At 64.0% G+C, this 18,842-nt stretch carries 19 protein-coding genes and 1 pseudogene; 11 read left to right on the forward strand and 9 right to left on the reverse strand.

Annotation, left to right across the window (positions count from 1 at the left end; genetic code table 11):
* Window positions 1-21: 21 nt before the first annotated feature.
* The 4 genes and pseudogenes from AC070A_RS06725 to AC070A_RS06740 form a co-directional block, all read right to left on the reverse strand.
* Window positions 22-402: a DUF427 domain-containing protein gene (locus AC070A_RS06725; RefSeq protein ID WP_057251981.1), complete on the reverse strand. Its 381-nt coding sequence runs from the start codon at window positions 400-402 to the stop codon at window positions 22-24.
* A gap of 212 nt (window positions 403-614) precedes the next feature.
* Window positions 615-1,304 (reverse strand): annotated as a pseudogene (locus AC070A_RS06730) (DUF599 domain-containing protein); the annotation flags it as partial.
* A 155-nt stretch (window positions 1,305-1,459) separates the two neighbouring features.
* The gene (locus AC070A_RS06735; protein ID WP_309239037.1) at window positions 1,460-1,612 is read right to left on the reverse strand and encodes a hypothetical protein; all 153 of its coding nucleotides are present in this window, start codon (window positions 1,610-1,612) and stop codon (window positions 1,460-1,462) included.
* A 20-nt stretch (window positions 1,613-1,632) separates the two neighbouring features.
* Complete coding sequence (locus tag AC070A_RS06740; RefSeq protein WP_309140378.1) at window positions 1,633-2,316, reverse strand: autotransporter domain-containing protein; 684 nt, start codon at window positions 2,314-2,316, stop codon at window positions 1,633-1,635.
* A gap of 175 nt (window positions 2,317-2,491) precedes the next feature.
* Here AC070A_RS06740 and AC070A_RS06745 point away from each other — a divergent pair, with 175 nt between their 5' ends.
* The 11 genes from AC070A_RS06745 (at window position 2,492) to leuB (ending at window position 13,768) form a co-directional block, all read left to right on the forward strand.
* Window positions 2,492-3,175, forward strand: a complete 684-nt coding sequence (locus AC070A_RS06745) for a GntR family transcriptional regulator (RefSeq protein ID WP_057251983.1) — start codon at window positions 2,492-2,494, stop codon at window positions 3,173-3,175.
* 1 nt (window position 3,176) lies between these two features.
* On the forward strand, window positions 3,177-4,616 hold the full coding sequence (locus AC070A_RS06750) for an aldehyde dehydrogenase family protein (protein ID WP_113479262.1): 1,440 nt from the start codon (window positions 3,177-3,179) through the stop codon (window positions 4,614-4,616).
* Between the two features lie 85 nt (window positions 4,617-4,701).
* Window positions 4,702-5,448 (forward strand): SDR family oxidoreductase, encoded by a 747-nt coding sequence (locus AC070A_RS06755; protein WP_057251985.1) that lies wholly within the window; start codon window positions 4,702-4,704, stop codon window positions 5,446-5,448.
* A 56-nt stretch (window positions 5,449-5,504) separates the two neighbouring features.
* The gene (locus tag AC070A_RS06760) at window positions 5,505-6,980 is read left to right on the forward strand and encodes an ABC transporter substrate-binding protein (RefSeq protein WP_057251986.1); all 1,476 of its coding nucleotides are present in this window, start codon (window positions 5,505-5,507) and stop codon (window positions 6,978-6,980) included.
* A 98-nt stretch (window positions 6,981-7,078) separates the two neighbouring features.
* On the forward strand, window positions 7,079-8,029 hold the full coding sequence (locus AC070A_RS06765; RefSeq protein ID WP_057251987.1) for an ABC transporter permease: 951 nt from the start codon (window positions 7,079-7,081) through the stop codon (window positions 8,027-8,029).
* The gene (locus AC070A_RS06770; RefSeq protein ID WP_057251988.1) at window positions 8,029-8,889 is read left to right on the forward strand and encodes an ABC transporter permease; all 861 of its coding nucleotides are present in this window, start codon (window positions 8,029-8,031) and stop codon (window positions 8,887-8,889) included. Before AC070A_RS06765 ends, AC070A_RS06770 begins: the two co-directional genes overlap by 1 nt.
* Window positions 8,886-9,902, forward strand: coding sequence for an ABC transporter ATP-binding protein (locus AC070A_RS06775; RefSeq protein WP_057251989.1), 1,017 nt, complete (start codon window positions 8,886-8,888; stop codon window positions 9,900-9,902). Before AC070A_RS06770 ends, AC070A_RS06775 begins: the two co-directional genes overlap by 4 nt.
* Window positions 9,899-10,873: an ABC transporter ATP-binding protein gene (locus AC070A_RS06780; RefSeq protein ID WP_113132931.1), complete on the forward strand. Its 975-nt coding sequence runs from the start codon at window positions 9,899-9,901 to the stop codon at window positions 10,871-10,873. The genes AC070A_RS06775 and AC070A_RS06780 overlap by 4 nt, the downstream gene beginning before the upstream one ends.
* A 93-nt stretch (window positions 10,874-10,966) precedes the next feature.
* The gene (locus AC070A_RS06785; RefSeq protein ID WP_057251991.1) at window positions 10,967-12,358 is read left to right on the forward strand and encodes an amidase; all 1,392 of its coding nucleotides are present in this window, start codon (window positions 10,967-10,969) and stop codon (window positions 12,356-12,358) included.
* The gene (locus AC070A_RS06790; protein ID WP_093233370.1) at window positions 12,355-12,582 is read left to right on the forward strand and encodes an ACT domain-containing protein; all 228 of its coding nucleotides are present in this window, start codon (window positions 12,355-12,357) and stop codon (window positions 12,580-12,582) included. The genes AC070A_RS06785 and AC070A_RS06790 overlap by 4 nt, the downstream gene beginning before the upstream one ends.
* Window positions 12,583-12,658: 76 nt before the next feature.
* A complete protein-coding gene (leuB, locus tag AC070A_RS06795; RefSeq protein WP_492383788.1) occupies window positions 12,659-13,768 on the forward strand; it encodes a 3-isopropylmalate dehydrogenase in 1,110 nt (369 codons plus the stop codon).
* A gap of 378 nt (window positions 13,769-14,146) precedes the next feature.
* Here the strand turns inward: leuB and AC070A_RS06800 are convergent, their stop codons facing one another.
* From AC070A_RS06800 to AC070A_RS06820, 5 genes are read right to left on the reverse strand one after another with little or no spacing between them, the layout of a single operon-like run.
* On the reverse strand, window positions 14,147-14,896 hold the full coding sequence (locus AC070A_RS06800; protein WP_113736564.1) for an SDR family oxidoreductase: 750 nt from the start codon (window positions 14,894-14,896) through the stop codon (window positions 14,147-14,149).
* Between the two features lie 22 nt (window positions 14,897-14,918).
* Window positions 14,919-15,761, reverse strand: a complete 843-nt coding sequence (locus AC070A_RS06805; protein WP_057251195.1) for a fumarylacetoacetate hydrolase family protein — start codon at window positions 15,759-15,761, stop codon at window positions 14,919-14,921.
* Between the two features lie 41 nt (window positions 15,762-15,802).
* Window positions 15,803-16,825, reverse strand: a complete 1,023-nt coding sequence (locus AC070A_RS06810) for a hypothetical protein (protein WP_113736565.1) — start codon at window positions 16,823-16,825, stop codon at window positions 15,803-15,805.
* A complete protein-coding gene (locus AC070A_RS06815; protein ID WP_492383789.1) occupies window positions 16,822-17,715 on the reverse strand; it encodes an SMP-30/gluconolactonase/LRE family protein in 894 nt (297 codons plus the stop codon). Before AC070A_RS06815 ends, AC070A_RS06810 begins: the two co-directional genes overlap by 4 nt.
* Window positions 17,716-17,724: 9 nt before the next feature.
* The gene (locus tag AC070A_RS06820; protein ID WP_494773559.1) at window positions 17,725-18,837 is read right to left on the reverse strand and encodes a mannonate dehydratase; all 1,113 of its coding nucleotides are present in this window, start codon (window positions 18,835-18,837) and stop codon (window positions 17,725-17,727) included.
* Between the last annotated feature and the right edge of the window lie 5 nt (window positions 18,838-18,842).

Consider the following 18,842-nt stretch of genomic DNA (forward strand, 5'->3'; position numbering starts at 1 on the left):
TCTGAAAGATCGCGACGCGCTTTAGGGCTGGATCTCTTCGATCGAATCCACCTTGTCGGGATAGAATGCCAACCGATCTTTGATGGCGGCCACCGCCGCATGCGGGCTTTCATAGGTCCAGACGGCGTTCCTCGACCGCTCTCCGCCGGATGGGATGCTGAAATAGGAAGCATCGCCCTTGTATGGGCAGTGGGACGAATGATCCGTGCGCGCCAGCAACGACATGTCGGCATCCTTGCGCGGAATGTACTGCACCGCCGGGTAGGATGCCTCGCGCAAAGTCAGCGCATCGCGGGTGTCGGCGATAACGCGCCCACCGAGGGTGACGACGACACGCGCCGGATTTCTCTCGACTGTGATCGGATGATCGGGGCCGGGAATCTTGATCGGTTTGTCTGACATGAGCGACCGCCTCTGAAACGTTGCTCATGTCTAGATGGTAGACTTACTGTCGAATTCCAACCGCTCACGCCAAAAGCGCCTGCGACGCCTGACCAAGGACGGGCGAACAGGGCGGCTTTTTCCGCGGGCGCCGCGGTTCGTCTTCAGATATTCGCCACCGGCGAACTGATCGCTGCGGCAGGCTCTGCCTCGGCGGCAGGCGGATTGCTCTCATCCAGCAGCTTGCGCACCTCCATCACGCCCTTTGCCGTATCCGACCAGCTGTGTCTCCAGACGAGAAGTCCCACCGAGCCGATGATGGCGACGAGAAACGCAATCGGGCCCAAGAACCAGAGGGCCGCGGCAACGGTGAAGTAGTAGGAGCGAACGCCCTGGCTGAATGAGCGAAGTGCCGGATTGATCATCAGCGACAAGGCGTGGGTCCATGCGGCGATGTCTCGGGCTTCGTCCCGCGACGGACTGGCTCCGATCGCCGCAAGGCAGTAGTTGATCTGCCGGACCGCCCAGATGAATTCGGAAAGCCCCCGCAGCAATGTCGCCATGACGAGCAGCACCTTGCACTGGAATAGCCACAGCGGTTCGATCGGCGCGAACATCGAAATGATCCCCGCCTGAAGACCTGCCGTCGGCTGGATGAAAAGCGCACTGCTCATGGCGACGATGACGATGAGATTGGCCGAACCGAAAAACGAGGCTGAGTTGATCGTGTGACCGAGGATGGCGGCATCGCCGATGAAATTGGTATCCCGTGTCAGGACCTCGCGCATCCAGGCCCGCCTGATACGCACCATGTCGAGCATCAGGCTGTCTGTCCGGCGCGGCCAGCCAAGCGCCATCATCGGCTCCAATCCCACCCAGGTTACGAGGAACAGGATAATCGCAATCCAATCCAGTATCTGCACGGCCAGCCTCCCACCATACCCGCTGCTAATTGAAACAGGTAGGACGGGCACGTCAACGCGCTCGCGAGCGGTGGCGCGATCGAACCATCCGCACTGGTCTAAGTTTGAGGGCGGCGGATGTGCTGGGTCACACCGATCGAGGGCTGGTTACCATTTCACCCCCAGGCCGATATTACCTCGAGCACGTCGATCTTTTCCCCACCGAGATTGGTGGTGTAGTCAGCCTTCACATAGAGGCTTGTGGTCTCCGACAGCTTTGCGACAAGACCGCCGCCAAGTTCCAGCGCCGTTCCGCCCCCCTCTGTCACGATCGGGTCCGCGCCGAAGGTCACGCGCTGATCAGCGTCGAAACTGTGCCAGACGTCTCGGCAATCACTTCGCCTTGCAGGCGGAAGCTCAACCGTCCGGTCACCGCGTCGTCGCTGTCGAACTTGACGGTCGAGAACGCATCGCGCTGATCGTCAAGCGTCAGATGCTGCCAGATGATCTGCGCCTGCGGCTCCAGCGTCCAGTTTTCCCCGAGTGCGATCGGATAACCGCCTTCGAGCGAGGCCGTGATGCCGGTACCATCGACCTCGACACCGCTGCCGCCGACCGACCGGGCGTCGCCGTCAAACCAGCTGCCCATCAGAATTGCGTCGAGATACCAGCCGCCGGGACCGATATGGGTCCAGTAGCCACCAAAGCTGTTTGCCCTGACGTCGATCTCGCCGACATGCAGATTGTTCCAGCCGACCGCCTGCCCGGCGATGTCGCCATCGGCACGCGCGTGGCTGAAGAATACGCCGACGCGGTCGTGATGGCCTTGCGCCGACTCCCAACCGAAGAGATCCTGGCCGATCTGAAAGCCTAGGATATTGCCGTCGAAGCTGGGATCGACAGTTCCCTTCCAGTCCAGTTCCGTCTTTTGGCCGAAGACATGGCCCCAGCTTGCCGTCAGGGTGCCCACCCTGTCGAGCAGCGATTGTTCGCCACGCCGTTCATGGAAGGTGCCAAGGGTCGAAAGCGCCAGATATTCGGCAAACGGTCACCTCGTCTTGCGATCGCTTTGACGGCTAGGACCCGGCCGGCGGCCAGTCGGGCGTGCGGGAGAGCGGAAGTACTTGCACAGAGCGGAACTCGCGCGGGCCGCCGATTGACATCTTCTGTATCCTGGATACAATTTGCCTCGATCTTGGGAGGGATCGATGAACCAATCCTTCGAATGGCGAAGCCAATCGCGCCTTCTTGACGAAGTAGCTCAGGCACTTCGCGAACGCATCTATGCCGGCGTCTATGCGCCGGGCGCGACGCTGCGCCAGGAGCGGATCGCCGCCGAATTCGGAATCAGCCGTACGCCGCTGCGCGAAGCCTTGCGGGTGCTCGAGCGCGACGGGCTGGTGGTCAACAAGCCGGGCAGCGGTGTCAGGGTCGCAACCGCAGACCTGCCGAAGCTTCTGGACGCCTATGCCGTGCGCGAAGCGATGGACGGCGTGGCTGCCCGCAACGCCGCCGAGCGCGCCACCACCGCCGAGATCAAGGATCTGGCAAAGCAGGTGGAGCGCCAGCGCAAGACTGTCGAGAACTGGGATCCCGCCGCCTACACCCAGTCCAACGTGATCTTTCACGAGGCGATCGTCGCCGCCTCGCGCAACACATCGCTCGCACCGCTCGGACCGCTTCTGCGTATGACCTCGCAGGTCTTTGCGCCCGCCTTTTCGCTGTCCAGCGAACGCGCGAGCACCGCGGTCGCCGAGCACGGGCTGATCGTCGAGGCGATCGCGGCACGAAACCTCGACGAGGCCGAGAAGCTGGCACGCGCCCATATCAACGCGACGGCAACGAGATTGAAAGCGCTCCTTGAGGCGCGCGAGACTGACAAAGAGGCATGACGTGAAGACCTACGGCAATTTCATCTCGAACAACTGGCAGGACGCAGCGGGCGGCGAATTCATCACTGTCCGGGATCCCTCAAACGGCCAGGAGTTCGCGCGCATCGCCCGGGGGACCCGGGACGACATCGACCTCGCAGTGCGCTCCGCGCGCGCGGCTCTCTCCGGTGACTGGGGTCGGATGACGCCGACCGAGCGCGGCCGGGTATTGACCCGGATATCGGCTGCAGTGCTGCGCAACATCGATCTTCTGACCGAGCTCGAGGCGCGCGATGTCGGCAAACCCGTGACGCAGGCGCGCGCCGACGTCGTGGCGCTTGCCCGTTACCTTGAATTCTACGGCGGCGCCGCCGACAAGGTGCACGGCGATACCATCCCGTATCAGAACGGTTTCACCGTTCTGACGGTCTATGAGCCGCATGGGGTGACGGGCCACATCATTCCCTGGAACTACCCGATGCAGATCCTCGGCCGCAGCCTCGGTGCAGCACTTGCCATGGGCAACGCGGCCGTGGTCAAGCCGGCCGAAGAGGCGTGCCTGACGATCCTCGAATTTGCCCGCATCGCCGAAGAAGAAGGCTTGCCGTCGGGCGCGCTCAACATCGTCACCGGTTTCGGCTCGGAGGCAGGCGCCGCGCTTTCCGAACATCCTGACGTCAACCACATCTCCTTTACCGGTTCGGTCCGGACAGGCGAAATGGTGCAGGCGGCAGCCGCGAAGAACGCGGTGCCGGTGACGCTGGAACTCGGCGGCAAGTCGGCCCAGATCGTCTTCGCCGATGCGGACCTCGATCGCGCCGTTCCCTTCCTGGTGAACGCCGGCATCCAGAATGCCGGCCAGACCTGCTCGGCCTCCTCGCGCATCCTCGTGGAACGGGCCGTCTACGAGGAGGTTGTCGCGCGCATGAGCGAACGGTACCGCGCGCTGAAGGTCGGCCCGGCGGGCGCCGATCTCTCCGTCGGCCCGGTCGTCTCGCAGCGGCAAAAGGCCATCATCGAAGGCTTCCTCGCCGATGCCGCAAAGGATGGCCTGAAAGTGGCGGCGCACGGCGAGATCGTTGCCGATGCGCCCACCGAGGGCGCCTATGTCGCGCCGACGCTTTTGCGCGACGTGCCGCACGACCATCGCACGGTACAGGAAGAAATCTTCGGCCCGGTGCAGGTGATCATGCCGTTCGACGGCGAGGACGAAGCCATCCGGCTCGCCAACGGCACCGCCTATGGCCTCGTCTGCGGCGTCTGGACCAATGACGGCGGTAGGCAGTTGCGGATGGCGCGTGCCGTTCACGCCGGCCAGGTCTTCATCAACAATTACGGCGCCGGCGGTGGCGTCGAGCTGCCTTTCGGCGGCGTCAAGAAATCCGGCCATGGCCGCGAGAAGGGCTTTGAGGCCCTCTACGGGTTTGCCAGCATGAAAACCATTTCTGTCTACCACGGCTAGAGCCGGATGAGGAAAAGTGTGCGCGGTTTTCCGCCCGCATCCCGCTCTAACCCTTGATCTAAGTCCCCTAGGGAGGAACAACAAAATGTCACTGGAAGGTAAAGTCGCTCTTATCACCGGCGCGGGCTCCGGCTTCGGTGAGGGCATTGCGAAGCGCTTCATCGAAGGCGGCGCCAAGGTCATCGTCGTCGATCGCGATGCCAAGGGCGCCAAGCGCGTGGCGAACGAACTCGGCGGCAATGCCTTTGCCGTGGTCGCTGATATTGCCAAACAAGCGGATGTCGAGGCAGCCGTTGCTGCAGGCCTCGAGAAATTCGGACGCGTCGATATCCTGATCAACAATGCCGGCATCGGCCACAAGCCGCAGAACGCCGAACTGGTCGAGCCGGATGAGTTCGACCGGATCCTCGGCGTCAACGTGCGCGGCGTCTACCTGATGACGCGGGCGCTGCTGCCGCACATGAAGGAAAACAAGTCGGGCGTGATCGTCAACATCGCGTCGACCGGCGCCAACCGGCCGCGGCCGAACCTTGCCTGGTACAATGCGACCAAGGGCTGGGTGGTCTCCGCCACCAAGGCGCTGGCGATCGAGCTCGCGCCGTTCAACATCCGCGTCGTCGCGCTCAATCCGGTCGCCGGCGAAACGCCGCTGCTTTCGACCTTCATGGGCGAGGACACCGAGGAAATCCGCAAGAAGTTCCGCGACTCCATTCCGCTCGGGCGCCTGTTGAAGCCCGAGGATCTCGCCGAAGCCGCCGCCTTCGTCGCCTCGCCGCAGGCATCGATGATCACTGGCGTCGCGCTCGACGTCGACGGCGGCCGATCGATCTGATTGCTTCGATCTGACTACTGGGACCATAAACAACGAAACCGCAAAGCGGGGGAACTATGCTGAATTTGACGAAATGGGCACTTGCCTCATGCTTCATCGCCGCGTCGCTGACGACGGCGATGGCCAAGGATACGATCACCGTCGGCCAGGTGCTGGAGCCGCCGGGCCTCGACCCGACCGCCGGTGCCGCCGCACCGATCCGCTACATCACCTACGGCAACCTTTTCGAAGGTCTCGTGCGTGTTGTCGAGGATGGCAGCGTCAAGCCGCTGCTCGCCGAGAGCTGGACGGTCTCCGACGACCAGAAGACCTACAGCTTCAAGCTTCGCCAGGGCGTCAAGTTCCACGACGGCACGCCGTTCGACTGCTCGGTCGTCAAGTTCTCCTATGAACGCGCGGTCGGGGCCGATTCGACCAACGCGCAGAAAGGCCTGTTCGAGCCGATCGAAAAGACCGAATGCCCGGACCCGGCGACGGCGGTCGTGACGCTGAAGCGCCCGGCCTCCAATTTCCTCTTCAACATGGCCTGGGGCGATGCGGTCATGATCGCGCCGGCGGCGGCGGCGGACAACAAGACCAAGCCTGTCGGCACCGGCCCGTTCAAATTCAAGGAGTGGGCGAAGGGCGACAAGGTGGTGCTCGAAAAGAACGCCGACTATTGGGGTGAACCGGCCAAGCTCAGCGAAGTGACCTTCAAGTTCATCAGCGATCCCTCGGCTGCCGCTGCCGCCGTTCTCGCCGGCAATGTCGATGCCTTCCCGATGTTCCAGGCCGCAGAACTGGTCAGCCAGTTCCAGAGCGATCCGAACCTGCAGGTCGAGGTCGGCAGCACATCGGGCAAGGTGGTGCTCGCGCTCAACAATGCGCGCAAACCCTTCGACGACGTGCGGGTCCGCCAGGCGCTTGCCCACGCGATCGACCGCAGGGCACTGGTCGAGGGCACCTATTCGGGCTTCGGAACGACGATCGGTTCGCACTATTCGCCTGTCGAACCCGGCTATGTCGATCTCAACGAAACCTACCCCTATGACCCCGGCAAGGCGCAGCAGCTGTTGCAAGAAGCGGGAGTCCAAGGCCTTGAGATCACCATCATGCTGCCGCCGCCGGCCTATGCCCGGCGTGGCGGCGAGATCATCGCGGCGATGCTGAGCGAAGTCGGCGTCAAGGTGAACCTCGTGCCGATCGAATTCGCGCAGTGGCTCGACCAGGTGTTCAAGAACTCGGACTTCGACGCGACGATCATCGCCCATGCCGAGGCCCGCGACCTCGATATCTATGCGCGCGACAAGTACTACTTCAACTACCAGAACCCCGAGTACAAGGCGCTCTACAAGTCCTTCACGCTCGCTTCGACCGAAGCCGAGCAGCTGGACCTCGCAGGCCAGCTCCAGCGCAAGCTGGCGGCCGACGAGCCGAACGTCTTCCTCTACGCGTTGCCGAAGATCGGCGTCTGGAACAAGAAGGTGAAGGGTCTCTGGAAGAACATGCCGGTTCCGGCCGACGACCAGACCCAGACCTATTGGGAAAACTGAGGATTGGCATCCGCCCCTTTGACGAGGGGCGGAGGCAGATCACGCGTTGACCGGCACACCCGGCGCCGGTCAACGCTCGCTCTTTCCGGGAGGTTGATGTGATTTCCTTTATCGGCGGTCGCCTCGTGTCGCTCATTCTGACGACGCTTGCCGCTTCAGTCATCGTCTTTCTGCTGATGCAGGTGCTGCCCGGCGACCCCGCCGTGCTGATGCTCGGCATGAATGCCGACGCCGACGCGATCGCGGCGCTGCACCGGCAGCTCGGCCTCGATCAGCCGATCTGGATCCGCTACCTCCACTGGATCGGCGGTTTCGTCGTCGGCGATTTCGGCACGAGCCTCACCTATTCGGTGCCGATCCGCGAACTGCTCGGGCCCCGCATCCTCGTGACGCTGCCGCTGGCCCTGCTCTCCATGGCGATCTCCGTCGTCGTCGCCATCGCCATCGGCGTCTATGCCGCCGCCAATCGCGGCAAGACCGGCGACACCGTCGTCATGGGCATCGCCCAGGTCGGCGTCGCGATCCCGAATTTCTGGCTGGCGCTGCTCTTCATCCTGCTCTTCGCGCTGAAGCTCGCCTGGTTCCCGGCTTCAGGTTTTGCCGGCTGGGAAGGCGGTTTCTGGAACGGCTTGCATTCACTGATCCTTCCGGCCTTCGCGCTCGGCCTGCCGCTTGCCGCCATTCTCGCACGCGTGACCCGCTCCGCGGTCATCGAAACGCTCGGCGAGGATTTCATCCGCACGGCGCGCGCCAAGGGGCTGAGCCGTTCGGGCGCCCTATGGAAACACGCGGTGCCAAACGCGCTGATCCCGGTCGTCACCATCATCGGCCTGCAGTTTTCCTTTCTGCTCGCCGGCACGATCATCATCGAAAACGTCTTCAACCTGCCGGGCGTCGGCCGCCTCGTCTTCCAGGCGATCGCCCAGCGCGATCTCGTGACGGTGCAGACGCTGGTGACGCTGCTTGCGGCCTCCGTCATCACCATCAATTTCCTCGTCGATCTGGTCTACGGCTATCTGGATCCGCGGCTTTCGCGGGGAGGCCACTGATGTCCACGTCCGCAGCCACTTCTGAACCCGGCGTGATCTCCAAGCTCATCGGCAGCCGCAGCCTGACGATCGGTGCCACCGTCACCCTGATCCTCGTGGCCATGGCGCTCGTCTCCTTTGCCTGGACGCCCTATTCGCCGACCGCGATGAACTTCCGCGACAAGCTGCAGGGACCGAGCCTTGCCCATTGGTTCGGCACCGACAATTTCGGTCGCGACATCCTGTCGATGATCATGGTCGGCGCCCGCAATTCGATCTCAGTTTCGATCGTCGCCGTCTTGGTCGGCGCCGGCATCGGTGTGCCACTCGGCGCCTGGGCTGCCGCACGTGGCGGCTGGGTCGATGGTCTGGTCATGCGCATGAGCGACCTTGCTTTCGCCTTCCCCGCGCTTCTGACTGCCGTGATCATCACCGCCATCTTTGGGCCTGGCGCAACCAACGCGATGATCGCGATCGGCATCTTCAACATCCCCGTCTTTGCCCGCGTCACCCGCGGTGCCTCGATGGGCCTGTGGAAGCGCGAATATGTGCAGGCGGCGCGCTGCGCCGGCCGCGGCGACGTGGCGATCACGCTTTTGCACATTCTGCCCAACATCAACCACGTGCTGCTGGTGCAGGTGACGATCCAGTTCGCGTTGGCGATCGTCGCCGAGGCCGGGCTTTCCTATGTCGGCCTCGGCACGCAACCGCCGATGCCGAGCTGGGGCAAGATGCTGAACGACGCCCAGACCTTCATCTACCAGGCGCCGTGGCTTGCAATCTTCCCGGGCCTGGCGATCACTTTCGCGGTGCTCGGCCTCAACCTGCTTGGCGACGGTCTGCGCGACATTCTCGACCCGCGCGTGAGGCGGCAACGATGACGAAACCCTTGCTTCACATGGCCGGCATGTCGGTCGAACTCTCGGCGGGCAAGAGCCAGGTCGATATCGTCTGCGACATCGATCTCGAACTCAACCGCGGCGAGCGCCTCGGCATCGTCGGCGAATCCGGCAGCGGCAAGTCGATGACCGCACTCGCCGTGATGGGCCTGTTGCCGCAGCGCATGCGGGTGCGCGGCGAGCTTTTGTTCGACGGCCGCAATCTCGCTGGCTTGGCCGAGGCCGAGTATTGCGGCTATCGCGGCCGACGCGTCGCGATGATTTTTCAGGAGCCGATGACGGCGCTGAACCCGGTGAAGTCGATCGGCGCACAAATCGCAGAGGGACGGCGGCTGCATCTCGGCGAACCCAAAGCCGATGCCGAAACGAAGGCGCGCGCGCTTCTCGACCGGGTCGGCCTGCCTGCGCCGCGCTTCGATCTGGATCTCTACCCGCACCAGCTCTCGGGCGGCCAGAGGCAGCGCGTGATGATCGCCATGGCGATTGCCTGCGAGCCGGACCTTTTGATTGCCGACGAGCCGACGACCGCGCTCGACGTGACGGTGCAGGCGCAGATCCTCGACCTGCTCGACGAACTCATCGAAGACACCGGCACCGCGCTGATGCTGATCACCCACGATCTCGGCGTCGTCTCCGAAATGACCGACCGCATCGCCGTCATGTATGCAGGCCGCATCATCGAGACCGGGCGTACGGACGACGTCTTCGCCCGCATGGCGCATCCCTATGCCCGCGGCCTCTTTGCCGCCTCGCCGCATGGCGCAGCACTCGCGCCACGTCGCGCGGGCGAAGGGCGGCCGCGGCTGAACGCCATCCCCGGCATCGTGCCTGATCCCTTTGGCCGGCCAGCCTACTGTTCCTTCGCCGAGCGCTGTTCCTTCGCGCAGCCGGATTGCCGCCGCGCGATCCCGACGCTGGACCTGATCAATACCGATGGAAATGTGCAGCATCGCGCGGCCTGCTTTCATCCCCGCGAAAGGATGGTGGCACCGTGAGCGAGACCATTCTCAAGACCACCGATCTGGTGCGCGAATACGATCTGCCACGCCCGTCGATCTTCTCGAAACACAGCCGCCTGCGCGTGCTCCATGGCGTCAGCATCGAACTCGCCGCCGGCCAGAGCCTTGGCATCGTCGGCGAAAGCGGCTCCGGCAAATCGACGCTGGTGCGCGCGGTGATGGGACTGGAGCGACCGCAATCGGGCGAGGTCAATATCGCCGGCACGAACATCTACGCGCTCGACCGGGCGGGCTTGCGCGAGGCACGCAAGGGATTCCAGGCGATCTTCCAGGATCCCTACGGCTCGCTCGATCCGCGCCATACGGTCCGCACGATCATTTCCGAGCCGATCGTCTCGCTGGAACGCGGGACCGGCACCGCCGAGCGCAACCGGCGCATCGCCGAGGTGCTGGAGGCGGTTGGGCTGCCGCTCGCATCGGCCGACAAATACCCGCACGAATTCTCCGGCGGCCAGCGCCAGCGCATCGCCATTGCCCGCGCGCTGATCACGCGGCCGGCGTTGATCGTCGCCGACGAGCCGGTTTCGGCGCTTGACGTGTCGATCCAGGCGCAGGTGCTGAACCTGATGATGGACCTGCAGGAAAAGCTCGGCCTTTCCTACCTGTTCATCAGCCATGATCTCGGCGTGGTCCGCGCCATCACCGACCGGGTCGCCGTCATGCATCTCGGCCGGATCGTCGAGGAAGGGCCGACGAACGAAGTCTTCGACAACCCGCGCCATCCCTATACCCAGGCGCTGGTCGCCGCCGTGCCGAAACCCTTCTCCGGGCGGCGCAAGGGCGTGCGGTCCGACGGCCCCCCGCAGACGCCCGTCCATACCGCAACGACCGCAGCCGGCTGCGCCTATGCCGCCGTCTGTCCCATGAGGCAGGAGATCTGCCTGACCCGCACGCCCGTGGCCAAGCCGGTAACGCCGGCCTGGTCCGCCCGCTGTCATTTTGCCTAGAGCGTCCTTTGTGCGTTCATATGAACGCACGGCGCTCTAGAGCCCCAAGCTCTGCAGTTCCACGGAACTGCGCATATCGCAGGAATATACGCCATGTCCGAACTCGCCGATTTCTCCGCCGTCTCCCTTGTCGAGGCATACCGCTCGAAAAAGCTCTCTCCCGTCGAGGTCACCGAGGCCGTCATCACCCGCATCGACGCCTCGGAACCGAAGCTGAATGCGCTCTGGGCCTATGACCCAGCCGAAGCGCGCAAAGCAGCAAAGGCATCGGAAGAACGCTGGGCGAAGGGTGAACCGCTCGGCGCGATCGATGGCGTGCCGGTGACGATCAAGGAGAATATCGCGACGAAGGGAACGGCCGTGCCGCTCGGTTGCGCCGCCGTGTCGCTCACTCCAGCCGCCGCTGACGCGCCGCCGGCCGCCCGCACCCGCGAAGCGGGCGGCATTCTTCTTGCCAAGACCACCATGCCCGACTACGGCATGCTTTCTTCAGGACTTTCCAGCTTTCACAAGCTTGCCCGCAATCCGTGGGACCTTTCGGCCAATCCGGGCGGATCGAGCGCCGGCGCCGGCGCGGCAGCCGCCGCCGGCTATGGTCCCCTTCACATCGGCACGGACATCGGCGGCTCGGTCCGGCTGCCGGCCGGCTGGTGCGGCGTCGTCGGGCTGAAGCCTTCGGCGGGCCGCGTCCCGATCAATCCGCCTTTCATTGGCCGTGTCGCCGGGCCGATGACCCGAACGGTCGCCGATACCGCGCTCTACATGTCGGTGCTGTCGAAGCCGGATGCCCGCGACACGATGGCCCTGCCCTATGCCGATATCCCCTGGTTGGATCTCGATCGTGACGTGAAGGGCCTGAAGATCGGTCTCTGGCTTGACGCCGGCTTTGGCCAATCGGTCAGCGAAGAAACGCAACAGGCCGTCAGCCGAGCGGCCAAGCTTTTCGCCGATGCCGGTGCAATCATCGAACCGGTCGGCCCGTTCCTCACCCGCGAGATGATCGACGGTCTCGACCGCTTCTGGCGCGCACGCGGCTGGGAAGACGTGTCACGCCTTTCGCCGGAAAAACAGGCGCAAATCCTGCCCTACATCTTCGACTGGATCAAAACGGCGGAGAGTTTCTCGGGCCGCGAGGTCTATACCGGCTTCGCCCAGATCGAGGCCATGCGCAATGCGCTGCACGCCGCACTCACCGGCTTCGATTTCATCCTGTCGCCGACCGCGCCGACAGCATCCTATCCAGCCGAATGGGCCTCGCCGGTCAACGACCCACAGAAACCATTCGAACACATCGCCTTCACCGTCGCGGTCAACATGGGTGGACACCCGGCGATCTCGATCAACTGTGGCTATACCGCTGGCGGCCTGCCGATCGGGCTGCAGATCATCGGCCAGTCCTTCGACGATATCGGCGTGCTGCGCCTTGCCCGTGCTTACGAAACCATACGTCCTGAGCAGCGTCCCTGGCCGAAGGTGGCAGCATGACCGACACCATGCGTTACACCGTCGAAAGCGGCGATCTGGAAAACATCGTCTCCCGGCTACTCGATATCGTTCGCCGGCTTGGCGTCAGCGTTTCGAAGCTTGCAGTCGAGGTGGACGGCGGCAAGGCTAACCTCGAAATCGCCGTGTCCTCGGCCTCGCACGCCGTAACGAACACGCTGCGCGAGCGCATCGGACAGATCGAAGGCGCGAAACCGGCGACTTAGCCCGGACCTCGCCCGCATCCTCATCATTAACGCGGCCCTGCCGCTCGACATCTGACTAAACACAGGAGTGCCGAAAATGGCCCGCAAACTTTTCATCCTTCCCGGCGACGGCATCGGCCCGGAAGCCATGGCGGAAGTCCGCAAAATCATCGCCTACATGAATGCCGAGCTTGGAGCCGGCTTCGTGACCGACGAGGGCCTGGTCGGCGGTTCGGCCTATGATGCCCATGGCCAGGCGATCTCGGAAGCGGACATGAAGAAGGCGCTGGCCGCCGATGCGGTGCTGTTTGGCGCCGTCGGTGGCCCGAAGTGGGATGCGGTGCCCTACGAGGTGCGTCCGGAAGCCGGCCTGCTGCGCCTGCGCAAGGATCTCGAACTGTTCGCCAACCTGCGCCCGGCGATCTGCTATCCGGCACTGGCCGCCGCCTCGTCGCTGAAGCCCGAGCTGGTCGAAGGTCTCGACATCCTGATCGTGCGCGAACTGACCGGCGGCGTCTATTTCGGCGAGCCGAAGGAAATCATCGATCTCGGCAACGGCCAGAAGCGCGGCATCGACACCCAGGTCTACGACACCTACGAGATCGAGCGCATCGCCGGCGTCGCCTTCGAGCTGGCCCGCACGCGGTCCAACCGCGTCTGCTCGATGGAAAAGCGCAACGTCATGAAGTCGGGCGTCTTGTGGAACCAGGTGGTGACCGAGACGCACAAGGCGAAATACTCCGACGTCCAGCTCGAGCACATGCTGGCCGATGCCGGCGGCATGCAGCTGGTGCGCCAGCCCAAGCAGTTCGACGTCATCGTCACCGACAACCTGTTCGGCGACATGCTGTCGGACGTCGCCGCCATGCTGACCGGCTCGCTCGGCATGCTGCCGTCGGCCTCGCTCGGTGCCCCGGATGCGGTGACCGGCAAGCGCAAGGCGCTCTACGAGCCGGTGCATGGCTCGGCCCCCGACATTGCCGGCAAGGGCATCGCCAACCCGATCGCGATGATCGCCTCCTTTGCCATGTGCCTGCGTTATTCCTTCAACCTGGTGACGGAAGCCGACAATCTGGAGAAGGCGATCGCCGCCGTGCTCGACCAGGGCATCCGCACCGGCGACATCATGGCCGAGGGTGCGAAGAAGGTCGGCACGACGGAAATGGGCGACGCCATCCTCGCCGCGTTCAAGGCACTGTCGGCCTGAGCCACCAACGATTCCAGTCGGCGTGATCTGACGCCGACCTGCAGACAAGAACAGACACCTCCGGCACACATCCGGAGGTGTTTTGCGTTTGCTGATCTCGTACAAACAAGATTGCGAGCTGTTACTGCGACGTCGCAGAAAGGAAGAGGACGTAACCAGATCCTCCTCATTTCTGTGCCTGTCACAGAAATCCAGCCAGACCAAGTCCTTGGGCTGAAAGGCCCTTGACCCGACGGACGTCGGGTCGCTGGATCCCCGCCACAGGGGCGAGGATGAGGGAGATTGGGTTGGCTCCTCTCGGAAAATCGAAAACTTCCGGGTTGAGCAGCGGTCCTCTCCGATGATGTTGCGCCGCCTGTCAGCGGGCGGCCGCGTGCGTCAGATCGTAATGCCACCATCGATATTGATCGCCTGGCCGGTGATGAAGGCTGCTTCGTCGGAGGCGAGGAAGGCGCAGATGGCGGCAACCTCCTCCACCGTGCCGAAGCGTCCGGCCGGCTGGCGGCTGATGAAAGACCGGTAAGCCTCGTCACGGCTTCCCAGCTTCTCGCCGAGTTCGCCGATGCGCTCCTCCAGAGAAGGCGACGCGATCGTTCCGGGGCAGATCGAATTGCAGCGAATGCCATGGGACACATAGTCGGCGGCGACCGCCTTGGTGAGACCGATGACACCGCCCTTGGCGGCACCATAGGCGGCGCGCCGCGGAAAGCCCTTGATCGACGAGGCAACCGAACCGATGGTGATGATGCTGCCGCCTTCGGCCTTCATCTTCGGGATCGCACCGGCAATGACGTTATAGGCGCTGTCGAGCGTGATGTTGACCGAGCGACGCCAGTCCTCGGCCGAGCACTCCTCGATCGTGCCCTGGTGCACATAGCCGACCGCATGGACGAGAATGTCGACCCGTGCGAAGCCGGCGAAGTAGGCGGCGGCTGCCGCGTGATCCGTCGCATCGAGCGTCGTCGTTGCGGCACCGTCGAGCGTTGCGAGCAGGTCGGCATTGATGTCGCTGGCGTGGACCTCCGCACCCTCGGCCATCAACCGCTCGGCAACGGCACGGCCGATGCCCTGGCCTGCGGCGGTGATCACGGCCACGCGTCCGGCCGATCGTCCCGTATTTCCATTCATGGTCAGGCCTTTCCGTATCGATCTAGAGGGACTGAACGATCAGCCGCTGGCGGCCGAGGCCGTCGATCCCGAGTTCCACCACATCGCCGGGCTTCAGATAGCGCGGCGGCCTTTTGCCCATGCCGACGCCCGGCGGCGTGCCGGTGCAGATGAGATCGCCCGGCTCCAGCACGCAGAACTCGCTCATGTAGGAGACGATGGTCGCGACATCGAAGATCATGCGCGCGGTGGTGCCTACCTGCATGCGTTCGCCGTTGACGTCGAGCCACATGGAAAGCGCCTGCGGGTCCGGCACTTCGTCGCGGGTGACGAGCCAGGGGCCTGTCGGGCAGAAATTGGGAAAACTCTTGCCCTTCACCCATTGGCCGCCGCGCTCCATCTGCCAGGCGCGCTCGGAGACATCGTTGACAACTGTGTAACCGAAGACGTGATCCATCGCGTCGGCGCGCGATACGTTCAGCGCGCGCGCGCCGATGACGATGCCCAGTTCGACTTCCCAGTCGAGCTTCGACATTTTTTCGGAATGGAGAAGCGGCGCGTTCGGACCGCAATAGGTGCCGGCCGCCTTGTTGAAAAGGATCGGTTCAGTCGGCACCGGCAGGCCCGCTTCTTCCGCGTGGTCGGAATAGTTGAGCCCGACACACCAGATCGTTCCCGGCCTTGCGACCGGCGGCAGGATATCGGCGTCGATCACCGGCACCACGGGCAGGGCCGATAGATCAATACCAGACAGCGCCACCCTGACAGCTGACAGGGTTTCCGCCGTGAAGTCCTGCACGAGCGAGGAGACATCCCGCGCCCGACCCTCGCCATCGAGGATGCAGGGCACGGCGAAGCCGTCGACGGTGAGGCGCAACAATTTCATTCTCTTGGCCTTTCAATGCGAAATGTCTGGGCGAGCGACGCTCAGCCCAAGCGAGCGGCTTCGACGGAAAGCCGGTAACGGGTGGTGAAGGTATGGCCGGGCTCGAACGCGATTGCCGTCGCAATGCCGGATGCCGCCAGAGGGTTGGCAGCCGTTGAGATGGAAGGTCCGAGGTCGAAGGCGGAGGCGATCGGCTCGACGCCGAGCGCCACATGTCGTCCGTCCCAGGGATAGGCCTTGCGGCCGCGGTTGCTGTACCAGAGCAGCAGGCTCGGAAAGTGTTCCTTCTGCCAGGAAAGCCGCGCGCGAAAACCTTCGTCGCGGTAGTGAAGCGCGACGCTGCCATCGATGCCCGAGAGCTGCAGCAGGTCCTCGGTGTCTTCCATGAGCGGCACCTGGGTCGCATCCATCGTCGCACCGCAGCGCGCCTCGGCTTTGTCGAGCGACGACCATTGCCGATCGGGCGTGAACAACGCTGCACCCGGTTCGACATCGCCGGGAACACTCCAGACGCGATCGTAGGCGCCGGGTTCAATGACGACCGAGCCCGGCCGCGGCGACAGGCGAAATGTCGGATGTAGCCCGATCGGAAGACGGCATGGCCGCCGCGCCTCGATTTCCAGCGTGATGTCGATGGCAGCCGCGCTTTGATCCGGAACGATCCGCCGGCGAAGCAACCGGATCGGATGGTCGTCGGGGTAGTGGCATTCCATGGTGATCTGGCGGACATCGCAGTCGCCCGAGGTCCAATGGACATTGGAGCCGTGACCATGTGGCACACCGGCACCCTCGAAGCTCTCGCCCGTTGCGGACCAGCCTGCGGGGAGCGACCGGTTGGTGTCGCTGCCGAAGGGGACGCAGGGCCATTCGCCGCGCAGTTGTTGCAGAATTTCCGGCAGTGTCTCGCGCTCGGGATCATTGCCCCAAGGCGCGATATGCAGCGGGCTGACCTGACGTCCATCCGGCAGCAGGAACAGCACGGGGCCGAGCATGCCGCCGAGCGACTGCACCGAAAGGCACCCATGCGCCCAGGCAAGGGCGCGTCGTGTCGTCTCCGCGCTCACTTGGTCGCTACCCCGTAGCGGTTTTCCGGAAGGCCCGCGACCTCGACCCGCATTGCATAGAGGCTGCCGGCCAGGCGCTCCTCCGGCCCCGAGCCGGCGGTGGTGATGTAAAGCGTCTTCAGATCCGCCCCGCCAAAGGTGCAGGTGGTGATGTTGGTGACCGGCATGTCGATCGCCTCGGCAAGACTGCCGTCGGGCGCGATGCGCGTTATGCAACGGCCGCCATAGCGGCAGTTCCAGAGAAAGCCTTCGCTGTCGATCGCCGAACCGTCGGGCGAACCTCGGTCGAACCCGGTGAAGAAATGCCGCTCTTCCGATATCGCCCCCACCTTGGCATCGTAGTCGTAGGCGTAGATCTCGTTTGCCAGCGTATCGCCGAAATAGAAGGTGCTTCGGTCCGGGCTCCAGCAGAGCGTGTTGGAGATGCCGAGTCCATGCCGCCATTCGCTGACGGCGCCATCCGGCGCGATCCGGTAGAGAATGCCCTGTCCCGGCCCAACCTCGCCAAGCTGACCATCGGGCAGAACGTTGTTCTTCATCGAACCGACCCAGAAATTCCCGGCCGGGTCGGCGCGACCATCATTGAGCCGCACCCGCGGCGTACCGGGCAGGACGAAGCCGTGATCCTCGCGCCGGTCGGTCTGCGGCCACCACCAGATCAGCTTCGATCCAAGCGCGACGAGCAGCCGGCCGTCTTCCTCAGTCAGCGAGATCGCGACCACTGGCTCCTCGAACAACCAGGTCCGGACGGCACGCGTCGCTTCGTCATAGCGATGGATCAGGAAGCGGTTGATGTCGGTCCAGTAGAGCGCCGCCTCCGCCGTCGACCAGACGGCGCCCTCGCCGCAGCGGTCGCCGACGGGCGCGACACAGATGAGATCGCGTGCCATCTGCGTCTCCTATTCCGCTGCCACGCTCGTCGGGATCGACTGCGACGGCCCAAGCGCCTCAGCGTTTTGCACCAGCGCCTTCATGTAGCCGAGCGCAAAAGCCTTGCCGGCGTGCCAGGAGGCGCCGCAGGTCATCGCCGGCGTATGATCCGGGATCATCACGCCCTGATAGTTTTCGTCACGTAGGATGCGGATGATTTCGGCCATGTCGATATCACCCTCGTCGACGAAGGTTTCGACATAACGCGGCATCTTTCCGCGTACGTTGCGGAAATGGATGTAGCCAATGCGGCCGGAGCGGGCGAAACGGCGGACGTGCTCATAGATATCGCCGCCCGGCATCTCCTGCAGCGAGCCGAGGCAGAGCTCCAGGCCGTTCGACGGCGAGTCGACGATGGCCATCAGCCGGTCGTATTTTTCTGGCCGATTGACGAGCCGCGCAGTCCCGCGCAACTCCTCCGCCGGCGGATCATCCGGATGGGCGCCGAGCACCACACCCGCCTCCTCGGCGACCGGGACGACTTCCTTCAAGAAATGGGCAAGCCGATCCCAGAGCTCCGCCGAACTGACGGAGACCGAAGCGGCTCCCGCGACACCACGGCGGTAGCGCATGTTCCAGACCATGCCGTCGGGAATCGGCGCATCCGGGCTTGGCGCGATGCTGTTTTCGACCCCGAAGCCGACGGATTCCGCACCGCCACGGGCATAGGGTCCACGCGTCCAGCCATAGACGCCGGCGAGCGAGAAGTTATAGCCGATGCAGGGGATGCCGGCGCGACCGGCGTCGCGGATCAGCTGCTTCAGCCCCTCGATCTGCTCAGCCCGTTCAGGTCCGTCCAAGAGCACATCGGACCAAAAGCGCGGCGAGAAATTCTCGATCGCCGCGATCTCCAGGCCGCCGGCGCGCACGTCCTTCACCAGTGCCGACAGCTCCTCGTAAGTCCAGAGCCGGTCGCCGGAACAATCGCCCCAGCCGCCCTGGTCACCGCTGTCAATCTTCGGATCCTTGCCGGCGAAATAGTTGGTCAGATGCGCGACCACATGGGTCGCACCTGCCTGCTGCGCAAACTGAAAATTGTCCGGGGTGAGCTGTTCCCGGTAAAGCCCGAGGCCGATCTTCATCTTAT

The organism is Ensifer sp. GW101-20A05, assembly GCF_059424735.1.

What these genes read in the sequence shown, in the direction of transcription:
- AC070A_RS06725 (WP_057251981.1), bottom strand. Translation starts at nt 402, where the DNA reads ATGTCAGACAAACCGATCAAGATTCCCGGCCCCGATCATCCGATCACA.
- AC070A_RS06745 (WP_057251983.1), top strand. Translation starts at nt 2,492, where the DNA reads ATGAACCAATCCTTCGAATGGCGAAGCCAATCGCGCCTTCTTGACGAA.
- AC070A_RS06755 (WP_057251985.1), top strand. Translation starts at nt 4,702, where the DNA reads ATGTCACTGGAAGGTAAAGTCGCTCTTATCACCGGCGCGGGCTCCGGC.
- AC070A_RS06760 (WP_057251986.1), top strand. Translation starts at nt 5,505, where the DNA reads ATGCTGAATTTGACGAAATGGGCACTTGCCTCATGCTTCATCGCCGCG.
- AC070A_RS06770 (WP_057251988.1), top strand. Translation starts at nt 8,029, where the DNA reads ATGTCCACGTCCGCAGCCACTTCTGAACCCGGCGTGATCTCCAAGCTC.
- AC070A_RS06775 (WP_057251989.1), top strand. Translation starts at nt 8,886, where the DNA reads ATGACGAAACCCTTGCTTCACATGGCCGGCATGTCGGTCGAACTCTCG.
- AC070A_RS06785 (WP_057251991.1), top strand. Translation starts at nt 10,967, where the DNA reads ATGTCCGAACTCGCCGATTTCTCCGCCGTCTCCCTTGTCGAGGCATAC.
- AC070A_RS06790 (WP_093233370.1), top strand. Translation starts at nt 12,355, where the DNA reads ATGACCGACACCATGCGTTACACCGTCGAAAGCGGCGATCTGGAAAAC.
- leuB (WP_492383788.1), top strand. Translation starts at nt 12,659, where the DNA reads ATGGCCCGCAAACTTTTCATCCTTCCCGGCGACGGCATCGGCCCGGAA.
- AC070A_RS06800 (WP_113736564.1), bottom strand. Translation starts at nt 14,896, where the DNA reads ATGAATGGAAATACGGGACGATCGGCCGGACGCGTGGCCGTGATCACC.
- AC070A_RS06805 (WP_057251195.1), bottom strand. Translation starts at nt 15,761, where the DNA reads ATGAAATTGTTGCGCCTCACCGTCGACGGCTTCGCCGTGCCCTGCATC.
- AC070A_RS06815 (WP_492383789.1), bottom strand. Translation starts at nt 17,715, where the DNA reads ATGGCACGCGATCTCATCTGTGTCGCGCCCGTCGGCGACCGCTGCGGC.
- AC070A_RS06820 (WP_494773559.1), bottom strand. Translation starts at nt 18,837, where the DNA reads ATGAAGATCGGCCTCGGGCTTTACCGGGAACAGCTCACCCCGGACAAT.